Genomic DNA, 20,807 nt, shown 5'->3' on the forward strand with positions numbered 1-20,807 from the left:
TACCTGTTCCGACCCTTCGCGTCATTGCGGAGGGTCTGTTCGTCCTTGAACTGACAGTTACTATCCGAGCCGTCTCCAGCTAACCGGAGCCTACCGGCAAGTTACCGGCGAGTAAACAACTGCCACATATCCCGTGGAGCGGATAGATTCGAATCCATGAAGACTTTGTTGTGGTTGCGCGACGACCTCAGATTGCAGGACAACCCGGCGCTGGCGGCGGCCGCTGCTGCCGGCGAGATCGCCGTGGTCTATCTCCTCGACGAAGAATCCCCTGGAATCCGCCCCTTGGGCGGTGCCGCCCGGTGGTGGCTGCACCATTCATTGGAATCCCTGGCCACCACGCTGGCCGAAGCCGGCGGATCGTTGATCCTGCGCCGTGGCCGAGCCGCGGAGGCGATTCCGGGACTCGCCCGGGAAATCGGGGCCGAGGCGGTCTTCTGGAACCGGCGTTACGGCGGTGCCGAGCGTCAGGTCGATGCGCAACTGAAATCCGCACTCCGAACGGCCGGCCTGCAGGTTGCGAGCTTTCAGGCGAATCTGCTGTTCGAACCGTGGACCATGCAGACCGGGACCGGTGGCCATTACAAGGTTTTCACCCCATTTTGGCGGGCCTGCCGGGAAGCCGCCGAACCCCGCCCACCGGTCGCGGAGCCCGGCCGGATCCGGGGCATTAGCGCAGCCGGTGACGAATTGGCCGCCTGGCAGCTGCTGCCCCGGAACCCGGACTGGGCCTCGGAGTTCTCCGGGATCTGGACTCCCGGCGAGCCCGGTGCGCAACGGCGCCTGGCCGAGTTCTTGGATCGCAACGCCCAGGCTTATGCCGTCGGGCGCGACGAGCCAGGCCTTGAGGCGACCAGCAGGCTCAGCCCGCATCTGCGGTTCGGCGAACTGAGCCCGTTCCAAATCTGGTCCGCGCTCCAGGGTTCCCCGGGGATTGCAGCCGAAGACGAACGGACCTTCCGCAGCGAAGTCGGCTGGCGGGAATTCTGTTGGCACTTGCTGTACCACCACCCGGATTTGGCCGACCGGAACTACCGGTCGGACTTCGACGCCTTCGCCTGGCAACCGGCTTCGGACGCCGAATTGGCCGCTTGGCAACAAGGGAACACCGGCTACCCCTTGGTCGACGCCGGAATGCGGCAACTGTGGCAGACCGGTTGGATGCACAACCGGGTACGGATGGTCGTGGCCAGTTTTCTGGTCAAAAACCTGTTGATCGACTGGCGGGCCGGCGAACAGTGGTTCTGGGACACCCTCGTCGACGCCGATGCCGCCAGCAATCCGGCGAATTGGCAGTGGGTGGCCGGATCGGGCGCCGACGCCGCACCGTATTTCCGAGTGTTCAATCCGGTCACCCAATCGAAGAAGTTCGACGCCGATGGGAAATATTTGCGCAGCTTCCTCCCGGAGTTGGCGGGGTTGCCCGCCCCGGTGATCCACGAACCCTGGAAACACCCGACCGCACTCGACGAAATGCCGTTGGACTATCCGGAGCCGTTGGTCGAGCTCGGCCCCTCCCGGCAGCGCGCGCTCGACGCCTATGCCCGGCTGCGCGACGGGAATGTGCCGGGCGCCGCACCGTCGTAGCGCGGCAGCCGGGTCGGCCGGTGCAGAGCGGAGCGCAGCCAATCAGAGCGCAGCCAAATTGCACAGCACCATGGCGAGTTGCGGTTTCGGCGAAAACGAGGTGGCTTTTTCCGGAAGGGTCAGATCTGATTGGGCTACCGCCAGCACCTCGTCGAACGACATGCCTTTGAGGATCACCGCAGTGCCACCGGTGACCGCCGCCAGCTCCACCGCGCTCTCCCAGGCATGCCGGTATTCGAGTTCCGAGGACACCACGTCCAGCAACGGGAAAAGCCGGGAATGCGCCTGCACCACGTCGGGATTCTGGTCTTCGCCGCCCACCAGATGCCAATAGTTGCCGCCGCCCAGGAGGAACACCGCCTCCGGGTCGAGCAGAAAGCTCGCTTCCGCGGTCGCAGCACTGCAGACCAGCGTTTCGACTGAACCGGACCAGCCTCTGCGATGCAGCAGATCGGAGACCGATTCCGGAGCCAGATCCGGCACGATCCGGTGGATCGGCCCCAGGGCCAGGGCGGCATCCTGGGCATCGATGACCATGGCCAGCACCCGGCCGGGGCCGTGCGGCCGTTCCGGGCCGCACTTGTGCGCGGCATAACGGTGGTGCCCGTCCGCCAGCAGGGCCGGAACCTCGGAAAGCCCCGAAGTCAGCAGATAGTGCAAGCCGGGATCGGATACCGTCCATAGCCGGTGGTATTCATCCTGCGGACCGAACAACTCCAGCACCGGCGGTGCTGCGGTCACCGCCCGTACCGCGTCCCGGACCGAGTCGCCGAACGCCTGCACCAACAGCACCGGCTCCACGTCCAGCCTGCCCTCGTCCACCCGTCGGCAGAACCCGTCCAGGGCGGATTCCACCAAGCCCTCATGCGGCAGCACGCGTCGGTCCACATCGGATGCGCGCAGGTCCAAAGCACCGATCACCCCGCGCACCAGCTGACCGGCCACCCGGTATTCATAGATGTAATGCTGCGGCGTGCGGTCTGCGAACAGCACGCCTTCGGCAATCCATTGCCGGAGTTGGTCCTGTACCAACCCCTGTTCCTGGGCCCAGGAAAGGTGCAGGATGCTCCGCGGATCCCGGCGTTTGAGGATTTCCACGTCGGAATCAGTGGCTTCCTCGCCGGAAGTACTCAGCAGCAGCGACTGTTTGGCATAGTCGGATTCCGCGAAACGAATTCCGGCGAAGGGCTGCAGAACCGGCCCCGCGGCACTGGATCTCCCGGACGTGCGACCGCCCGGCTCGAGCGGTTCGAGCGCGATTTCAGGAAGCGACATGGGCTGGGCCCTTCAATTCGGCCAACAAGGCGTCCGCATAGCCGCGGACCTCGTCCGGTGCCAACAGGTCGTCGTGACGGGCCGGCACCGGGATCGCCCGGACCCTCCCCCGGGTGTGGGCCGCCCAACTCTGCTCCGGATCGGCCGGGGTCTCGGCCTCCAGCGTCGCGACCACCAACTGGATGTCCGCGTTCACCTGACCCGGCCGGAAGCGCTGGCCCATATCGGCGTGCGCCCGGGTTACCCGGACCACCCGCCGCAGCCCCTCCTCACCGAGGTCCGAAAGCCCTCCGCCGTGCTGTTTCCACGCCCGGGCGATCGCCGCATAGTCCAGTTCCCGAATGGCCCCCGCCAGCTTCGGTGCCAGGGCGTCTCCGGTGTCCAACCGGAGCAGCTGGCCCAACACCCAGTCTTCGCTCGGGATCGCTTCGGCTTCCAGCAGCGGGTAGGCGTCCAGAATGCCCAAATATTCGACGGTTTCGCCGATTGCTTCCAGTGCTTCGGCGACCGCGTGCGCCACCAGACCGCCGAAGGACCAGCCCAACAACCGGTAAGGCCCGTGGCTTTGCACCGATCGGATCCGGTGCAGATAAGCCGCCGCGAGATCCCGGATCCCGAACTCGCCGTGTGGGCCGTAGCGGTTGAAATCGGCTTGCAGGCCGAGCACCGGAAGGTCCGCGGGCAGTTCCGGAAGCAAAGACATGTACGGCCAGGCCAAGCCCACGCCGCCGTGCAGCACGAAGAGCGGGTGCTGCTCACCTTCGTTCCGCAACGGCAGCGTCGGCGCCAGGGCCGGCAGCGGCTCCAGGGTCAGCGCCGCCACGGTTGTCTCGACCCATCGTTCGAAGTAGCCGATCACGGTTTCCGCGAGGTCGTCGGGCAGCCGGCTCGGCGACCAGTTCCAGGACACCAGCAGCGTGCCGTCATTTTCGCTGAGCGCATCGGCGCTCAGTTCGAATCCGAGTCCGGCGGGTACGGCTTCGTCCCATTCCTCCTGCCGCGGCGACAAGCTCCACCCCGGCAAGGAGCTGCCGGCTCCGGCCTGGCCCAAATAGTTGAACGCATAGGGGGCTTCGCCCGGCCGGTCCTCCGCGCTGCGGCCGGTCAGCAGCGCTGCATAGCCGCGCCCGTCGCGCGGCACCCTGGCCCGGGCCCAGATCACCGAGGCGATGCTGTCCTCGATCTGGCGGCGTGCCGAATCCGCCGACGCCCCGGCTTCGTGGCAGAGCGGCACCCGGATCGGGAATGCCGAAGTGAACCACCCCATGGTCCCGGAAACATCGGTCCCGGGCTGCAGCGGAATCCGGCCTTGCGATTCGACTTCGACCACGACGGCGGGAAGCTCTCCCCGGGCTTCGCCGACAGCCCGGCAGAAACTGGCCAGCAGTACCGGTTCGAGGCTGATCCCCCGGGATTCGGCGGCCTCGGTCAGCCGCTCCATGGTGGCTGCGGGAATCTTTGAGGTCCGCGATCGGCCGCCGGCCGGATCGGCCAATGGCGCCGGAGGCAGGCCTGCGGTCACCGCTTGCCAATACGCCGACTCGTCCGTCCACGGCTGCTCCGGATCCGCCAAACCCATGGCCCAACTGCGGTAAGCGGTTGTCGGCCGGCTGGGCCACTGGACTTCGGCCCCGGGTCCGCTCCGGTAAGCGGCCAATAGGTCCGGTACCAGCACCTCCCAGGAGGCCGCATCCAGGGCCAGGTGGTGGACTGCGATCACCACGTGGTCCCGATCCGGGCCCGGCACGATCCGGGTGCTCATCAGTTCGCCCGGAAGCGGCGCCAGATCCGCGCGGGCCGCGCGGACCGCCGAACCGATGTCCGACGAACCGATGTCGGCTGCACCAATCTCCGCCGCGTCAGTCTCCGCTGCGTCACGTTCCGCCGCGTCATTCTCAGCTGCCTCGCCTCGGGCGTGCCGCGGCACTCCGAGCGCGGAAGCTGCGACGATTTCGGCGGTCTCGGAACTGCCGTCCCAGCGCAGCCGCAGCGCGTCATGCCGGCCGGTCACGGCCTGGCAGGCGGCAGCCCAGCGCACCCCGTCGACGGGCTCCTCGGCGGCCAGCACGATCCACTGGTCGAAGCCTTCGAGTCCACCGGCCCGCTGCGCCTGGCGTAGGAATTCCGGCGGTACCGGGAAGCTCCCGACGCCGTCCCGGTCCGGTTCGGCGATCTCGGCACCGCCCAACCACGCGGCGAGCGCAGCCGGCGTCCGATGTGTGAAGATCTGCGCGAGGCCCAGGCTGTGCCCGGCCTTGGCCAGCGCGGTCAGCACCCGGACCGAGCGCAGACTGTCGCCGCCGATCGCGAAGAAGTCGTCGTGCCGAGCCACCGCCGGCACCCCGATGACGTCCGCGAAGATGGCGCAGACCAGGGTTTCCAGGTCGCCGCGCGGACCCTCGAATGGCTGATCCGACGCTTCCGGGACCGGCACCACGAGCGATTTCAGGTCCACTTTTCCGTTGGCGGTCAACGGCAACCGGTCCAGCACCGTCCAAGCGCTCGGCCGCATCGGCACCGGCAACCGGTCCGCCATCACCCGGGTCAGTTCGTCGACCGCGACCTGGCCCGAGACATAGCCGAACAGTTCCAGCGGATGCTCCGCGGAGCGCCGCGCCGCGATCACCGCCGCGGCCAGCACCGAGGGGATTTCCCGGGCCACGGCTTCGATCTCCGCGGTCTCGATCCGATGGCCGCGGATCTTCACCTGGTGATCGCGCCGGCCTTTGAACTCAAGCCCGTCCTCGCCCAGCAGTACGATGTCGCCGGTCCGGTAGAACCTGCCGCCACCGCCGCGCGGGTCGGCGACGAACGTCGTCGCAGTCTGCCCCGGGCGGCCCAGATAGCCGATGCCCACCCCGGTTCCGGCAACATAGAGTTCCCCTCTCACGCCAGGCGGGCAGGGTTGCAAATCATCGTTGAGCACCAGGAGCTCGGTATTCTGCAACGCGGTGCCGATCGGCGCAGTAGTGCGACCGGGGTTGCTGCCGAGCTCGAATTCCGCGTGCGTGACGTCGTCCGAACACTCGGTGGGCCCGTAGGCATTGACCAGGATGTCCTCCGGATGCCCCTGGAGCCAGGCGCGGACCGAATCCGCGGGCAGGGCTTCTCCGGTCAGCAGCAGCCGGCGCAGATCGGGGATCTCCGGCAACGGCCGGCCAGCCGATTCGGCTTCGATCGCCACGCCGAGCAAGGATGGCACGATTTCCAGCACCGTGGTCCGCTGTTGCGCCGCCCAGCCCCAGAGCGCATGCGGATCGGCGACCGCACTGCGCGGCGGGACCGCGGTGGCACCGCCGACCATGAGCGCACAAAGCAGCTGCCACAGCGAAATGTCGAAGGTCAGCGCAGCATTGGCTAGCACCACGTCGTCCGGAGTCAGCGCGAGCGTATCGACCTTCGCGGCCAGGTGGTTCGCCAGACCGGCCCGGTGGATCAAGGCGCCCTTGGGCTTTCCGGTCGAACCGGAAGTGAACAGCAGATAGGCTGCTTGTCCGGGCCGAATGGCCTGGCCGCCCACCAATGCCGCGAGCGATTCCAACGGATCGCCGAGCACCGGTTCCGCCGGCAGCGCCTCGAGGTCCACGACCCGGGAAGCCGACCGAGCAGCAGCCAGAGCCGATTCCAGCAGCTCCCGGAACCGGGCATCCGCCAGGACCGCCTGCGGCTGGGCCGATTCCAGGACGGTCGCGATCCGGGCCGCCGGCGAAGCGCAGTCCAGCGGAAGGTAGACCGCGCCGATGGCCCAGATCGCGAGCAGGCAGGCCGGGCTCTGCGCATCGGTCTCCCGGGCCACCGCGACCACGTCGCCAGAACCGACGCCTTGCAGCAGCAACTCCTCGGCCAGCAATCCGGCCTGCGCGGCCAATTGCCGGTAGCTCAGCGAAATCCCGTCCGGACCGATCACCGCCTTGGCATAACGATGTGCTTCGGCGACCTCGAGGAAACGCAGCATCACGTCTTGCGGCGCAGCGGTTTCCGGACCGGTCAGAGCTGTGGCCAGTTGCACCCGGTCCTGCGGAAGCATTACCGATGCTGCTCGGACCGGCCGTTCCGGCTGCTGCACGAGTTGTTCCAGAACCGTCACGAACCGCGCTGCGAGCCGCTCCGCACCGCGGCCGGTGAACAGATCCGTGGCGTACTCCACGTGCAGCCGCAGTGCCGGTTCGGTTCCTCTGGTTTCGACGAATTCGAACGACAGGTCGAACTTGGCGGTATCGCTGCCCAGGGTTTCCAAACGCAGCTCGCCGGCCGGCGGTGCGGGCTCTTCCACGGTGTAGCCGAGATAGGTCTGGAAGACCGGGTGCCGATCGGCGTTGCGTTCGACCGCAAGCCGTTCCAGCACCAATTCGAAGGGCACTGCCTGCTGCGCGAAGCACGCCACGTCGGTGCGCCGTACCCCGCGCAGCACATCGCTGAACGACGCCGCACCCGGCACCCTGGTCCGCAGCACGACCGTGTTGAGGAAAGGCCCGACCGTCTGTTCCGCAGCCAGGTCGAGCCGTGCGGTAGTGGCAGTGCCCAGTGGGAGGTCTTCGCCCGCACCGAGATTCCGGTAGAGCACACCGAGCGCACCTTGCATCAGCATGAACATGGTGACCCCGGTGCGCCGGGCCAGGGTTTCCGCGGCTGCCGCCAGATCCGCCGGAATCGTGACCGAGACGATGTCGCCCCGATGGCTCTCCACCTGGGGACGCGGCAGTTCGAACGGCAAAGCCAGCTCGGACGGGGCGTCGGCGAGCTCCGCAGCCCAGAACTCCAAGCCGGGATTCCAGCGCCCCTCGGTGACGTCCCGGTCCTCGTCCGCGGTCAAGTCAAGGTAACGCAATCGGGCGCTGCCCAGTTCGGGTTCGACGCCGGCCGTCCGGGCCGCATAGGCGGCGTCCAGATCGGCCAGCAAGCGGTTCACCGACGTCGCGTCGACCGCGACATGGTGCATCGTCACGGCGACCGCCGCGGGTTCGCCCGATTCGTCCAGCACCAAAATCCCGCGGATCGGCGCTTCGGTCTCCAGATCGAAGCCGGCGCCCATGGCAGCCCGGAGTTCCGCGCTGCCTTCGGCGGCCGCACCCCGCAGCGTGGGCGGCAAATCGCGGTTGGCCAGGATCCGTTGTTCGAGTTCTCCGGTTTCCGGGTCCAACCGGATCACCGTGCGGAGAATCTCGTGCCGTTCCCGGAGGTCGTCCAGCGCTGCGGCGAATGCTTCGACGCTGAGTTTGCCGGTGGCCCGGATCAGGAACGGAAGATGGTAGGCGTCTGCGGCCCCTCCGGTCTGCGCCAACAGCCACAGCCGGCGCTGCGCCCGGCTCGCGGGCGCCAGGTCCCCGTCCCGGCGCACCGCCAGCGCCGTGCCGCCGACCGCAGCGCTGCCCCGGTAGACGGCGGCGAGCGAGCGCGGTGTGGGGTTCGCGAAAACCTGGTCCAAGGTGATGTCGAACCCGGTGCTCCGGCGCAGCCGGCTGACCAATCGCGCCGCGGTGATCGAATGGCCGCCGAGCCCGAAGAGATCCTCGTCCGGGCCGACCCGGTCCACGCCGAGCGCGCCGGCGAATTCGGCCTGCAGCAGATCGGTCAGACCGTCAGACACCGCACCGCTGCTGGAGTTCGCCGGGGCCTCGGGCGCTGGAAGCGCCTTCCGGTCGATCTTCCCGTTGGCGGTCAACGGCATCGCGTCCAACACCACGATGTGGCTGGGCACCATGTATTCGGGCAGCGCCGAACGCAACTGGCCGAGCAGTTCCGCCGAGACGTTCTCCACTCCGACGGCGGCCCGGACATAACCGACGAGCTGGCGCAGACCGTCGGCGCCAGTGTGCGCATGGGCAACCGCTTCCAGCACCTGGGGGGCCGCCCGGAGCGCGGCTTCGACCTCGCCGAGCTCCACCCGGTGCCCGCGGATTTTCACTTGGAAGTCGGAGCGCCCCGAATAGTGCAGCACTCCTGCGGCATCGAATTTCGCCAAATCCCCGGTACGGTACATCCGGGCGCCGCCGGGACCTCCGGGCTCCGGGACGAAACTCACTGCGGTGAGCTCCGGCCGGCCGCGGTAGCCGTGCGCCAGGCCGATGCCGGACAGATACAGATCGCCGACGACGCCGATCGGGCAGGGCCGCAACCAGGCGTCCAGTACCAGGGCCCGGGTCAGCGCAATCGGTCGGCCGATCGGCACCGGTCCGGTATGCCCGGCGGGCAGCGGGCAGGTGGTGGACCAGATGGTGGTTTCGGTCGGTCCGTAGCTGTTGAAAACCTGTTCCGCACCGGCGGTCAGGACTTCGGCCAGCGTCTCCGGCAATGCCTCGCCGCCCACCACAATGCGCAGTCCCCCGATCGATTCGGGGTGTTCTTCGGCCAGCGCACGCCACAACGACGGGGTGGCTTGCAGATGGCTGGGCTGGAAGCTGCGGATCGCCTCCGCGAGGCGGTCAAGGTCATGCACGGTGGCCGCATCGAGCAACGCCGTCTCGGCACCGGCCAAGAGGGTTCCGAGCAACTCGAACTCGGCAATGTCGAAAGTCAACGGGGTGACCGCGCACAACCGGCTCGATGGGCCCAGGCCCACCTGTCGCGCCATATCGTCGAGCAGGTTCCCGAAGGCCACATCGGGGACCGTCACGCCCTTCGGACGGCCGGTGGAACCGGAGGTGAAAATCGTATAGGCCGGGGTCTGCGCGCCGCGCGGAGCGCACTCGCCCAGCTCGGTCGGACTCGCCCCAGCATCGCTCAAGACCAGGAGATCGACAGCCCCGGCGCTGCGCAGCGCCGGCGCGGTCACCGGATCCACCAGCGTCACCCGGGGTTGCGCGTCGTCGAAGATCTGCCGGATCCGCTCCGCCGGGTAGCCCGGATCCAACGGCACGTATTGCGCGCCGCGCCAGGCCACGGCGAGGAGCGCCGCAACCATCCGCGGCGCCCGGCCCAGAGCCACGGTCACCGTGTCTCCGGGCCGCACCGCGGCGCTCCGGAGTTGCTCGGTGATCGCAGCGACATCCGCCAAGAACTGGGATCCGGTGATCACGGCCTCCGGATGCTGCGCATCTGCGGCCAGGTCCAATCGGCGGCTGCCCCGGTAGACGACGTCATCGGGACGCGCCTGCAGGGAGTGCACGATCCGCTGCACCCAGGAATCTTCGGAAAGCCGGCGCTCCGGCCCGAATTCGTGACCGGCCCGCCACTGCGGTTCTTCCGGAAGCGAAAGATCCAAGGCAGCCACTGCCCGGTCACCTGAACCGGGCATCGCCCGCACCACGGCGCACAGCCGCCGGGCGATCCGTTCTGCGCGCTCCGGTGCGAGCCTCGCCGGGTCCACGTCCAGGTGCACGTCCGAGCCAGGCATCACAATCACGGTCAACGGGTACTGGGTGGAATCCTGGACCCGGGCACCGGTGATCTGCAAGCCTTCGCTGGAAGCTTCGCCGACGCCGTCGAGCGGGTAGTTCTCGACCAGCATCAAACTGTCAAAAAGCGCACCCATGCCCAGATCTGCTTGGATCTGGGCCAGCCCCCGGTCCGCCGCATCGTCGAGCGCGAGCATCGATTCGTACTGCGCCCGGCACAGCTCCGCCAGCGTCGTTCCCGCCGCCGGTGCCACGATCACCGGAACGGTATTGACGAAAAGCCCCACCATCGACTCGAAGCCGGTCATCTCCGGACGGCGTCGGGAAAGCGTCGTCCCGTAGACCACATCGGTCCGGCCCAGCTCCGCGCCCAGCGTCAGCCCCCAGGCCACTTGGGCCGCTGCCGCGAAGGTGCACCCGGACTCCCTGGCCCAGTCCGCCAACCCGGCCAGGTCGTCGACCGTAATCCCCGAGTCCAGCCGCAACCTCCGCTCCGCGCCGCCGGCCGTCGCCTTGCCGGGCGGTTCCTGGGCCAACAGGGTCGGTCCGGAACACGCCGCCAGCCGGGCTTTCCAGAGCTCCCCGGTTTCCGGATCCGCGGCGGCCTGCACCCGGGTCACGTACTCGGTGTAGCGGGCAAGCTGCGGCAGCGCGGATTCCGTTCCGTGGTAGAAAGCCAGGAGATCGCGCAGGATCACCGGCATCGACCAGCCGTCCAGAATCAGATGGTGCAAGGTGAGCACCAACCGGTATTGCCGGCCGCCGAGCTCGAGCAGCAGAGCGCGCAGCAAAGGCGGGCGTTCCAGGTCGAACCGCAGTTCCCGCTCCCGGCGTTCCTCCCGTTCCGCAGCGGCCTCGTCCGCGGCTTCGCAGACCCGCCACGGCAAGTCGACGCCGCGTACCGTGACAAACCAGGACCGGCCGGCCTGATCGCTGCGCACTGCGGCACGCAGCATCTCGTGCCGTTCCAGGAGCTTTCCACCGGCTTCGCGCAGCGCCTCGAGATCGAGCTCTCCGGTCAAGTCGATGGCTGCCTGGACCGTGTAGACATCGGATTCACCGGCGTCGAGAGTGGCAGCGAGCAAGATCCCTTCCGCGAGCGGGGGGAGTTTGACGATGTCGTCGATGGAGTGCTGGGACATGGGGATCTTCCGTCGGAGGAGGGTCGGGGGTTCGGCAGGCCGGTCAGCTCATCGGGCGCTCAACGGACGCAAATCAGTCCATTCGCGTTCCACGAAGGCCAACGCTTCGGCTCGGGGCGACGCCGGAAGCCGGATCTCCCAACCCTCGGGAACCTCGGCGAACACCGGCCACAGCGAGTGCTGCAGTTCGGCATTGCGCAGCACCAGGAATTGGGCAGTGTCATCGTCAAAGGGGTTCATGGTTTTCCTTTCGGGGAATTTTCACGTGATGTCGGGTGGAGCCGGAATGGGTTCATCCCGGTTTCAGGATTCGAGTTCGAACAACAGCTGGGCCGCCATCGCCGCCAAATCGGCATCCGCTTCGGCCTCGGCGGCGACCGGTTTCGGTGCGGTCGGAGCCGCGGCTCCGGCCGTCTGCCGGATCAAGGCATCGAGGAAGCAGCCGGTGAGCGCGGTCAGCGACGCCGCACCCCAAGCGGTCCCGGACGCTGTAAACCGGGCGACCAGCACCGGGCCTTCGGGCCGGGCTTCCACGATTGCGTTCAGGTCGACCAGGTGAAGCTGCGGGAAGCCTGCCGCGAAGTGCGCCCGGCCCGGCCGGCCGACGCCTTCCCAATAGCGGCCGCGCATGGTTTCGGCCCGGCCCAGATAGTTGAAGGAGAAATCCGGTTCGGGCACCGCGGCCACCGCCGGATCCCCGGCCAGATAGCGCAGGATGCCGAAACCAGTCCCGTCCTGGAAGCCAGCCCCGTCCTGGAAGCCAGCCCCATTCGGGGTCGATCCCCCGACCGGCGCCGCGAGGTCGACCAGCACCGGCCACTCACTGGTGAACCAGCCCACGGTTTCGGCCAGGTCAGCGCTGAGCTCGGGCAAGTCCCGGCCGTGCCCTTCGCGCCGGACCAGGATCCGATCACGCCCAGTGACCGTGCCGATTGCCCGCAGATAAGCCTGGAAAAGCACCGAATCGACGCTCAGCGCCGCCGGGCCCTGGGCCCCGGCCAACAGCCGGGCCGTGGGTTCTGCGGGAAGTTCCACCACCTGTTGGTGGGCCTCCGCCATGCTGCCCAACTGGAGCACTGCGGCGGCTGAGGGAGCATTGGCCAATTCGGACCAGCGCGCGGCTTGGCCGAGCAGCGCCGGATCGTGGGCCAGAGCTTGGGCACGGCGCAACCAAGCCCGGTACGAAGTTCCGGCCGGTGCGGCCGCAGCGCCGTCCGCGGCCAGGATCCGGTCGACATCGTCCAGGATGATCCGCCAGGAAACCCCGTCCACCACCAAGTGGTGGATCTCCAAGCCGAGGATGCCGCCTGCCCCGCCGTCACCGGAGTCGTCGCCGTCCGGCCACCATCGGGCCCGCAGGCACCGGCCGGACCGGGCGCTGAGTTCGGGCGCGGCCCAGCTCTCCGGGTCGCCCGGGTCTTCGCCGGGTTGTCCGGCGCTGACCAGTTCGGCAGCCGCGAGCGGATCCCGCGGCACCCGGATGCTCGCTGTGGCGCCGTGGCCTTCGAGGACGGCACCGAGCAACGGATGCCGGGCGAGCAGTCCGCTGACTAGGTCGAGCACCGCGGGCAGACTCCGCAGCCGGGCGCTGCGCAACGCGAAGGACTGGGTGAATCCTTCCAAGTCGCCGGTCCGGGAGATCATCCACCGGGCGACCGGCGGCAGCGGAATGCTTCCGAAGGCCTCCGCAGAGTCTTGGTCCGGGCCGGGAGCACTGCCCTGGAGCACTGCCGCCATGGCGGCCGCAGTGCGCAGCTCCAGTACCTGCCTGGCGGTGAGCACCAATCCGGCGTGCTTGGCGCGGCCGGCCAACGTCACGGCCAAGATGCTGTCCCCGCCGAGGCGCAGGAAATCGTCGTCGGGCAGCACGTCCTCGAGGTCCAGCAACTCCGCGATCAGACCGCAGAGCGTCTGCTCCGCGGGGGTCCGCGCGACCCGTCCGGGCTCGGCGCCGGCCGCGGCCGAAGACATTTCGGCGGTCGGTTCCGGTAGGGCTTTGACATCGAGCTTCCCATTGAGCGTCCGCGGCATGGCCTCGATGAGCAGCACCTGGCGCGGCACGAAATGCTGCGGCAGCACGGCCTCCATCGCACTGCGCAACCGGTCCGGCAGCTGCTCCAGCAGCTCGGCGGCGAGCCCTGCTTCGGCCACCACATAGCCGACCAATTGGCGTTGTCCGGACGGGTCCTCTTTCGGCACCACCTCGGCGAAGGCCACTTCGGGCTGCGCCAAAAGCACGGCGCGCGCTTCGCCCGGTTCCACCCGGACCCCGCGAATCTTCACCTGGTCGTCGGAACGCCCGAAATAGTCGAGTTCTCCGGCGTCCGTCCAAGCGACGAGATCCCCCGTGCGGTACATCCGGGCGCCAGGGTGGTTGCCGCCGAGATCCGCGATGAACCGCTCGGCGGTCAGATCCGGCCGACCGAAATACTCCCGGGCCACAATGTCGCCGGCCACGTACAGCTCACCGACCGTGCCGGCCGGAACCGGACGCAGCAATTCGTCCAAGACCAGCAGCTCGGCACCGGAGACCGGAGCTCCGATGCTGGGCTCGGCACCGGGGAGCAGCGCTCCGGTCATGGTCACGCAGACCGTCGACTCAGTCGGCCCGTAGGCGTTGAGCATCTGCCGTCCCGGAGCCCACTGCCCGGTGAGTTCCGCGGGGCAGCGTTCCCCGGCGGAAATCACAATCAGGTCCTCCGGCACCTGGTCCGGGGACATCGCGGCCAAGACCGTCGGCGGGGCGCAGAACCACTGTGCCTGCTGTGTGGCGAGGAAAGTCGCCAGCGGTTCCCCGGGCAGCCGCTCGTCCCGGGTCGGCACCAGGAGCGTTCCGGCGCAGACCACGGTCAGCACCAGTTCCCAGATGTACGCGTCGAAGCCCACCGCGGCGAATTGCACGACCCGCAAACCGTCGCGGTCGCCGAATGCCCGGCGCTGTTGCTCGGCGAAGGCCGCCAGGTTCTGCTGCGCCACCCGGACGCCTTTGGGTTTGCCGGTGGAACCGGAGGTGAAGATCAGATAGGCGCCTTGCTGCGGGTGCCGGACCGGCACCGGCAATTGCTCCGGATCCATGGTTCCGGGCTGCTCCAGCTCCGCCGCGTCCAGGTCCAGGACCTGCGCATCGGCGTCGATCAGCTGTCGCTGCGCAGTGCGGGTGACCACGACCGCAGGCTTCGCGGTCGCCAAGATCCCGCGGATGCGTTCCGTCGGATTCTCCACATCGACCGGCAGATAGGTCCCGCCCGCCGCCAGCACCGCGAGCGGAACCACGAGCAGGTCCTGGTTCCGCGGTCCGACGTAGGCGACCACGTCTTCCGGGCCCACGCCGCGCCGCCTAAGTTCCCGGGCGAGCTGCAGCACTCGCTCCGCCGCTTCGCGGTAGCTGAGCGTTTCCGCGGAACTGAGCACTGCGATCCGCTCGGGATGCAGCTGTGCAGCGGCCAGGAACGAATCGACGATGGTCGGCTGGCCGACGGGGCCTTCCAGGGATCCATCGGCCGCCGCCCGGCCCGGTGCCGCGATCAGCTCTGCCAGCACGGTCTGCCATTGCCGGACCAGTTCCTCCGCCGCTGCCGGGTCGATCAGGCCGAGCGCATGCTCCAAGCGCAGCCGCAGCGATTCCGCGCCTTCGGCGTCCCGATAGGTGGTGAACTCCCAGGACAGATCGAAGCGGGCCGTGGTCGGCGCCAGCAATTGCCAGGTCATCTCCGGCCGTCCCGGGACGAATTCCGGCACATCCTGCTGCAGCGCCACCATGCAGTTCAGCAGGGCGCCGGTGCCGCCGTCGGCGCTGGCCGGGGCCAACGCGGCAATCCGGTCATAGGGAAGTTCGGAATGCTGCAAAACCGCCAGATCCTGGGCCCAGACCTTCCGGATCAGCTCCGGTCCGGTTTCCGGCCCGCTCAGATCGGTGGGCAACGGCACCGTGTTGGTGAAGAATCCGACCACTTGGTCCAGCTCCGGAACCGGCCTGGCATGCGCCGCGGTGCCGAGCAGCAACCGGTCCTGGCCGGTCCGCGCGGCCAACGTCAGCGCCACCGCGGTGTGCAACACCGCGAAAGGCGTGGCTTCGCACTCCCGGGCCAAGGCCGACACCTGCTCCCAGCGGGTTTTGCCGAGCTCCAGAACCGTGGTGTTCCCGGCCAAAGTGGTGCTGATCGGCCCGGCGGTGACCTCGGCCAGGCGCGGCGCCTGGAAGCCGGCCGCCAGCTGTTCCGTCCAGAAGCCCTGGTCGGCGCGCACCCATGGGTCGCCGTCGGCCACAGCAGAGGTTTGCCAGACGGCGTAGTCCAGGTAGTCCGGACCGTTGGAACTGCGCATCGCGGTCCCGGTGATGATCGCGGACAGGTCTTCGGCCAACAGCCGGAAGGACCATCCGTCGCAAGCAATGTGGTGCGCCACGCTGACCAACGACGGCGCTCCTTCGCCTTCCAGGAGCATGAACCGGATCGGGTGCTCCGCGGCCAAGTCGAAAGGCCGGTCCATCTCCGCCTGGATCACCGCCGCGGCATCGCGGCCCAGCACCGAAATCCGGCGCAAGGGATGCTCCGGAACCGCTTCCCGGACCTGGACCGTGTTCTTGCCGTCGAAGCCGATTCGGGTGCGCAGCGCCGGGTGCCGCTGCAGCAGATCGTGCACTCCGCGCTCCAGCGCTTCGATGTCGACATCGCGGTCCAATTGCACGCGGAGTCCCAAGTGGTAGGCGGAATCGTCCGGGTTCAACGCCGCAAGGGTGTGCAGCCGGCGTTGCCCGTGGGACAGCGGCGCGCTGCTCAACGACCGGATCGGGACCGTATGCCCCTGCACCGAAGACGCGATCCGGGTGGCTGCGGCCAAGCGCCGCGGCGTCGGATGCGCGAAGATGTCGGCCAGGCTCACGGACAGCTGCAACCGGGTCCGCAAAGCGGTCACCAACCGGGTGGCGAGCAGCGAGTTGCCGCCGAGATCGAAAAAAGTCTCGTCTTGCCCCACTTGCTCAAGCTCGAGGATCGCCGCGAAATGCTCCCCGATCGCCCGGACCTCCGATTCGCCTTGATCGATGCCGGTGCTACGGTCCGGCGCCTGCGGCTCCGGCAGGTTCTTGCGGTCGACTTTGCCATTGGCGGTCAACGGCATCGTCTCCAGCAGGATCCAGATGTCCGGGCGCATGTGGGCCGGAAGCAGATCCGCCACACCGCGTTCCAGCCATTCGTCCGAGGCTCCCGCCTCCGGATCCGTGGCCTGCACGTAGGCCACCAAGCCGCGGCGCAGGCCCTGGCCGTGGGTCGCCACCACGGCATCGGCCACGCCCGGGACCGCGCGGACTGCAGCTTCGACTTCGCCCAGCTCGATCCGGAACCCCCGGATCTTGACTTGGTGGTCCTGCCGGCCCAGGAACTCCAGCTGCCGGTCCGCGCGCAATCGGACCAGATCTCCGGTCCGGTACATCCGGGCGCCGGGAGCAGCCCACGGATTCGGGATGAAGGCCGAAGCGCTGCGGGCCGGATCGGCGGCGTAACCGATTCCGACGCCGACGCCGCCGACGTACAGTTCGCCGGTTCGGCCCGGAGCCACCGGCCGCAGGAACTCGTCCAGGATGTAGAGACTGGTGTTGCGCAGCGCTCGGCCGATAGGTGCCCGCTCGGCCACCGTCTGAGGCGCCGGCGCGGCCTCCTGCGATCCCGGCGCAGCCGAACCGGCCGAGGTCAGCCAGGCGTGCGTGACGTCGTCCGAGCATTCCGTCGGACCGTAAGCGTTCACCACCGGGATCCCGGGGAACTGGGCATGCCAAGCGCGGGCGACGTCGAGCGGGAGTTCCTCCCCGGTGACCAACAGCAAGCGGAGTGATTCCGGCCGGGCCAGATCGTCTCCGGCCAGGTACCCCTCCACGACGGTGCGCAGCAAGGAGGGCACGATTTCCAGCACTGAAATCTGTTCCCCGGCAACCAGTTCCAGGAGTGCGTCCCGGTCGACCGAGGTCTGCCGGTCGACCAACCGGAGCCCGGACCCGGCCAGCAACGGCGCGAACATCTGCCAGACCGAGATGTCGAAGGTCAGCGGTGCGGTCATGGCCACCAGGTCCGATTCCGCAAGCTCCAGGTCTTCGACTTTGGCGAGCAGGTGGTTCATCATGCCACGGCGGGAAAGCACGGCGCCCTTGGGCAGTCCGGTGGATCCGGAAGTGAAGATGATGTAGGCCGGGGCGTGCTCGGATACCGGCAGTTGCACCAGCTCGGTCGAAACCGCCGAATCGGCGGCAGCGAGGTCGTTCCGCAGGAAGCACAGCCCCGGGGCGGCTTCCGCGGCGTTGGCTGCGAACTCCGCGGATCCGGCAAGGGCATAGCCGGCGCCGGTGCTCCCGAACAGGTGTGCCAGCCGGTTGGCCGGGGTGTCTGCGGCTACCGGGAAGTACGCACCGCCGAGCTGCCAGGCGGCGAGGATCGCCGCCACCAGACGTGCCGATGGCACCGCCTCGACGGCGAGCACGGACGCTTCGCCGAAGCCGTTGCCGCGCAGTTCGGCGTAGCTGGCAGCCACCAGGGCCAGGAATTCCCGGTTCGAGAACCGCCTGCCGTCCGGTTCCACCAGGCACAGCCGTTCCGGATCCGCCTGCCGCAACCGGGACAGCAGATCCAAGGCCGGTACCGGCCGGTCCAGACCGCGGATTTCGGCTGAGCGGCCGGCCTTCGCTGCCGGTTCCCCGCCCGACAGGTCGATGCTGCCCACGCTCGGCCGCGGCTCGGCGAGCGCGGTGCCGACGAAACCGACGAATTCCTCGAGCAGCTGTTCAGCGGTTTCGGCACTGTGCAGCTGCGGGTTGACGTTGAGGTGCAGCCGGACTTCGCCGTTGACCGCTACTTGGAATTCGAACTGCAGGTCTTCCACCGGTCCGGTGGACAGATCCCGCGTCGAGGCGAAGGCCTCCCCCATCGGAGCAGCACCGGGATAGCCGAGGATGTTCACACTCGGGCCGAGCGGGCGCAGATCCCCCGAATCCAGGCCGAGCAGGCGGCGGACCGCGCCGGCCGGGTAGCGCTGGGCTTTGGTGAGCCCCTTGACGTCGGCGGAGATCCGGCTGGCCAATTCGGTCACGTCCTCATCCGGCCGGACTTCGACCCGCAGCGGCAGGAAATTCGCCAGCATTCCGGGCAGCAGCTTGGCCGTTTCGGTGCTCCGGCGGGCCACCGGAATGGTGAGCGTCACCTCGCGGTTTCCGGTCCGGCGGGCCAGATAGGCCGCGGTCAGGGCGAAGCCGAGCACCGCCCAGGTGGTGCGGCTGCCGCGGGCCAACTCCCGCAGCTGCTCATGCCACTGCGCGCTGAACACCGTGGATCGGCGGAGTTCGCCCTTGGGCGGCTGCCAACTGCCCTGGTACATCGCGGTGATCGGCAGCGTCGAATCGATCGTCGAGCGCCAATACTCGGCATCCACGTCGTGCCGATCCGAGGAAAGGTACGCGAGGTCTTCGGCGACCAGTTCGGCGTAGGCGGGCCAGACCTCGGGTTCGGTCCCGTCCACAAGCCATTGGTAACGCTGCGCGATCCGCCCACCCACGAGCGCGCCGCTGATGCCATCCCATTTGACGTGGTGGCCTTCCAGATAGACGGCCGCCCGTTGCGCACCGAGTTTGACCACGCTGGACCGCATGCCGCCCCGGGACAGCGGAAGCGCGTCGGCCATCTGCTCGCTCGCCCAGGACTCCGCAGTGGCCTCGGGATCCGGAAAGCTCGAAAAGTCCACGATCGGGACCTGGATCGGAGTCGGATCGATCACCTGTTCCGGAATCCCGTCGTTCACCTGGATCTGGACCCGGAGGCACTCGCAATCGTGCAGCGCCAGCTCGGTGGCCCGCTGCAGCATCTCGACATCCACCGGACCGGTGATGTCGATGAATCCCGCAGTGCTCAGTGCCGGGTTGTCCGGGTCCATCTGCTCATGGAGCCACATGCCATATTGGCCGCTGAGCAACGGCAAAGTCGCAGGTGCGTCGGCGTTCGGTACGGAGCCAGCTACAGTCACGGGTGCCTCATATTCGGTGGAAGGGAACAGCGGGTTTACTGCGCTGCTTGCAGGTCTTGGAGTTCGCAGGCCAATTCGGGGAACCGTGCGGTCACCCAGGCGTCGTCGTAGATGCTGCCCAAGTAGCGTTCGCCGAGGTCCGGTGCGAGCGTGACCGCTTCGCCGGCGACGACGTCGCTGCGCCCGGCGAGCCAGCGTTCCGCCCCCGCCACCACGGTCCCGGTGGAGCCGCCGAACAACAGGCCGGTGCGGGCCAGCCGACGGCACATCCGGATGGTGTCGATTTCGTCGACGAGTACCGTGTCCGCCAGGTCCGAGAGGTCGAGATGGTGCGGCGGAATGCCGGAACCCAAGCCCGGGATCTGCCGGGGAGCACTGGGCGTTCCGAAGTTGACCGAGCCGCTGCTGTCCACTCCGATGACCTGGACCGAGGGATAGTGGTCCAGCATGTAACGGGCGCAACCGCTCACGGTCCCGGTGGTGCCGGCTCCGACGAACAGATAGCGAAGATTCGGGTAGGCTTCGGCGATCTCGGACGCGGTCGACCGGTAGTGCGAGAGCCAGTTTTCGTAATTTCGGTATTGGTCCAACCAGAGCGAGCCGGGGTTCTCGGCCAGCAATTCATCGACCCGGCGGAGCCGGGCAGCCAGATAGCCGCCTTCCGGATCCGGATCCGTGATGATCTCGACTGACGTCCCGTAGGCGCGCATCGCGGCCACGGTGGCCGGGTTGCAGCGGTCGTCGGTGACGCACAAGAACTGGTAGCCCCGGTCCGCAGCAATGATCGACAGCGCCAATCCCAAGTTCCCGGAGGACGACTCGATGAGCAACCCGCCCGGTTTCAACCGGCCCGCCCGCTCGGCGGCCTGCACCATGGCAATTGCCGGTTTGAGCTTGATCGAGCCGGCAAAGTTAAACCCCTCGCATTTCAAATGCAGCGGAATTCCGATTCGTCGTGTCAGGTCGACATACAAATCACGCGTGTTAAAGGCCGTAGGCATATCTATAAGCAAGGAAGTGTCCTAATCCATTCTGGAGGATTACCTCACGAGAGCACGCCAAATTATTCGGCGTGCGTGAAAGTTGGGGCATCGGGTACGGATATCACATGGTCACAGAGCCACGTTCCCGGTGTCGCAAACCCGGCATCATTGTCGGGCCAAAAGCGAGTGTAGTGGAACAACTCAAGACTGGGCAATACCCAATTTTCTGACGTGATCGAGCCTCAAGGGCGCGTTCAAGCAACCGTCGTTCGCAATAAATACCCGAAAAACATCCCTGTATTCACGGGGATTTTGACCATAGCGCCAGGTTGTCCGAGTAGGTGAATAGTAACTAAATTTTGCGTTGACAGCTGCCTCTGAAGCTTAACTACACAAAGACAAAACAGCAATACCCATTGCCACTTAAGTAACCCTTAAGTAATACCTAACCTGATACAAAGCTAGGTTAGTATTACTCTTTTTGA

General features: G+C 67.6%; 6 protein-coding genes. 1 reads left to right on the top strand and 5 read right to left on the bottom strand.

Annotated features, from left to right (window positions below):
* The first annotated feature begins 156 nt into the window (after nucleotides 1-156).
* Nucleotides 157-1,587, top strand: coding sequence for a cryptochrome/photolyase family protein (locus JOE69_RS04645; protein WP_309796487.1), 1,431 nt, complete (start codon nucleotides 157-159; stop codon nucleotides 1,585-1,587).
* A 42-nt stretch (nucleotides 1,588-1,629) separates the two neighbouring features.
* On the opposite strand, the gene JOE69_RS04650 is transcribed toward JOE69_RS04645, so the two are convergent.
* From JOE69_RS04650 to sbnA, 5 genes are all read right to left on the bottom strand, one after another.
* The gene (locus tag JOE69_RS04650) at nucleotides 1,630-2,862 is read right to left on the bottom strand and encodes a DUF1015 family protein (protein ID WP_309796489.1); all 1,233 of its coding nucleotides are present in this window, start codon (nucleotides 2,860-2,862) and stop codon (nucleotides 1,630-1,632) included.
* Entirely contained in the window at nucleotides 2,849-11,338 is an 8,490-nt protein-coding gene (locus JOE69_RS04655) for a non-ribosomal peptide synthetase (protein ID WP_309796491.1), read from the bottom strand. Before JOE69_RS04655 ends, JOE69_RS04650 begins: the two co-directional genes overlap by 14 nt.
* 48 nt (nucleotides 11,339-11,386) lie before the next feature.
* The gene (locus JOE69_RS04660; RefSeq protein WP_296365169.1) at nucleotides 11,387-11,578 is read right to left on the bottom strand and encodes an MbtH family protein; all 192 of its coding nucleotides are present in this window, start codon (nucleotides 11,576-11,578) and stop codon (nucleotides 11,387-11,389) included.
* Between the two features lie 63 nt (nucleotides 11,579-11,641).
* Nucleotides 11,642-19,339 carry a non-ribosomal peptide synthetase gene (locus JOE69_RS04665; protein ID WP_309796493.1) on the bottom strand — a complete coding sequence of 2,566 codons (7,698 nt, stop codon included), beginning with the start codon at nucleotides 19,337-19,339 and terminating at the stop codon, nucleotides 11,642-11,644.
* A gap of 35 nt (nucleotides 19,340-19,374) precedes the next feature.
* The gene (gene sbnA, locus JOE69_RS04670) at nucleotides 19,375-20,340 is read right to left on the bottom strand and encodes a 2,3-diaminopropionate biosynthesis protein SbnA (RefSeq protein WP_309796495.1); all 966 of its coding nucleotides are present in this window, start codon (nucleotides 20,338-20,340) and stop codon (nucleotides 19,375-19,377) included.
* Nucleotides 20,341-20,807: the final 467 nt, after the last annotated feature.

Source organism: Arthrobacter russicus, from assembly GCF_031454135.1.
GTDB lineage: Bacteria > Actinomycetota > Actinomycetes > Actinomycetales > Micrococcaceae > Renibacterium > Renibacterium russicum.

What these genes read in the sequence shown, in the direction of transcription:
- JOE69_RS04645 (WP_309796487.1), top strand. Translation starts at nt 157, where the DNA reads ATGAAGACTTTGTTGTGGTTGCGCGACGACCTCAGATTGCAGGACAAC.
- JOE69_RS04650 (WP_309796489.1), bottom strand. Translation starts at nt 2,862, where the DNA reads ATGTCGCTTCCTGAAATCGCGCTCGAACCGCTCGAGCCGGGCGGTCGC.
- JOE69_RS04655 (WP_309796491.1), bottom strand. Translation starts at nt 11,338, where the DNA reads ATGTCCCAGCACTCCATCGACGACATCGTCAAACTCCCCCCGCTCGCG.
- JOE69_RS04660 (WP_296365169.1), bottom strand. Translation starts at nt 11,578, where the DNA reads ATGAACCCCTTTGACGATGACACTGCCCAATTCCTGGTGCTGCGCAAT.
- sbnA (WP_309796495.1), bottom strand. Translation starts at nt 20,340, where the DNA reads ATGCCTACGGCCTTTAACACGCGTGATTTGTATGTCGACCTGACACGA.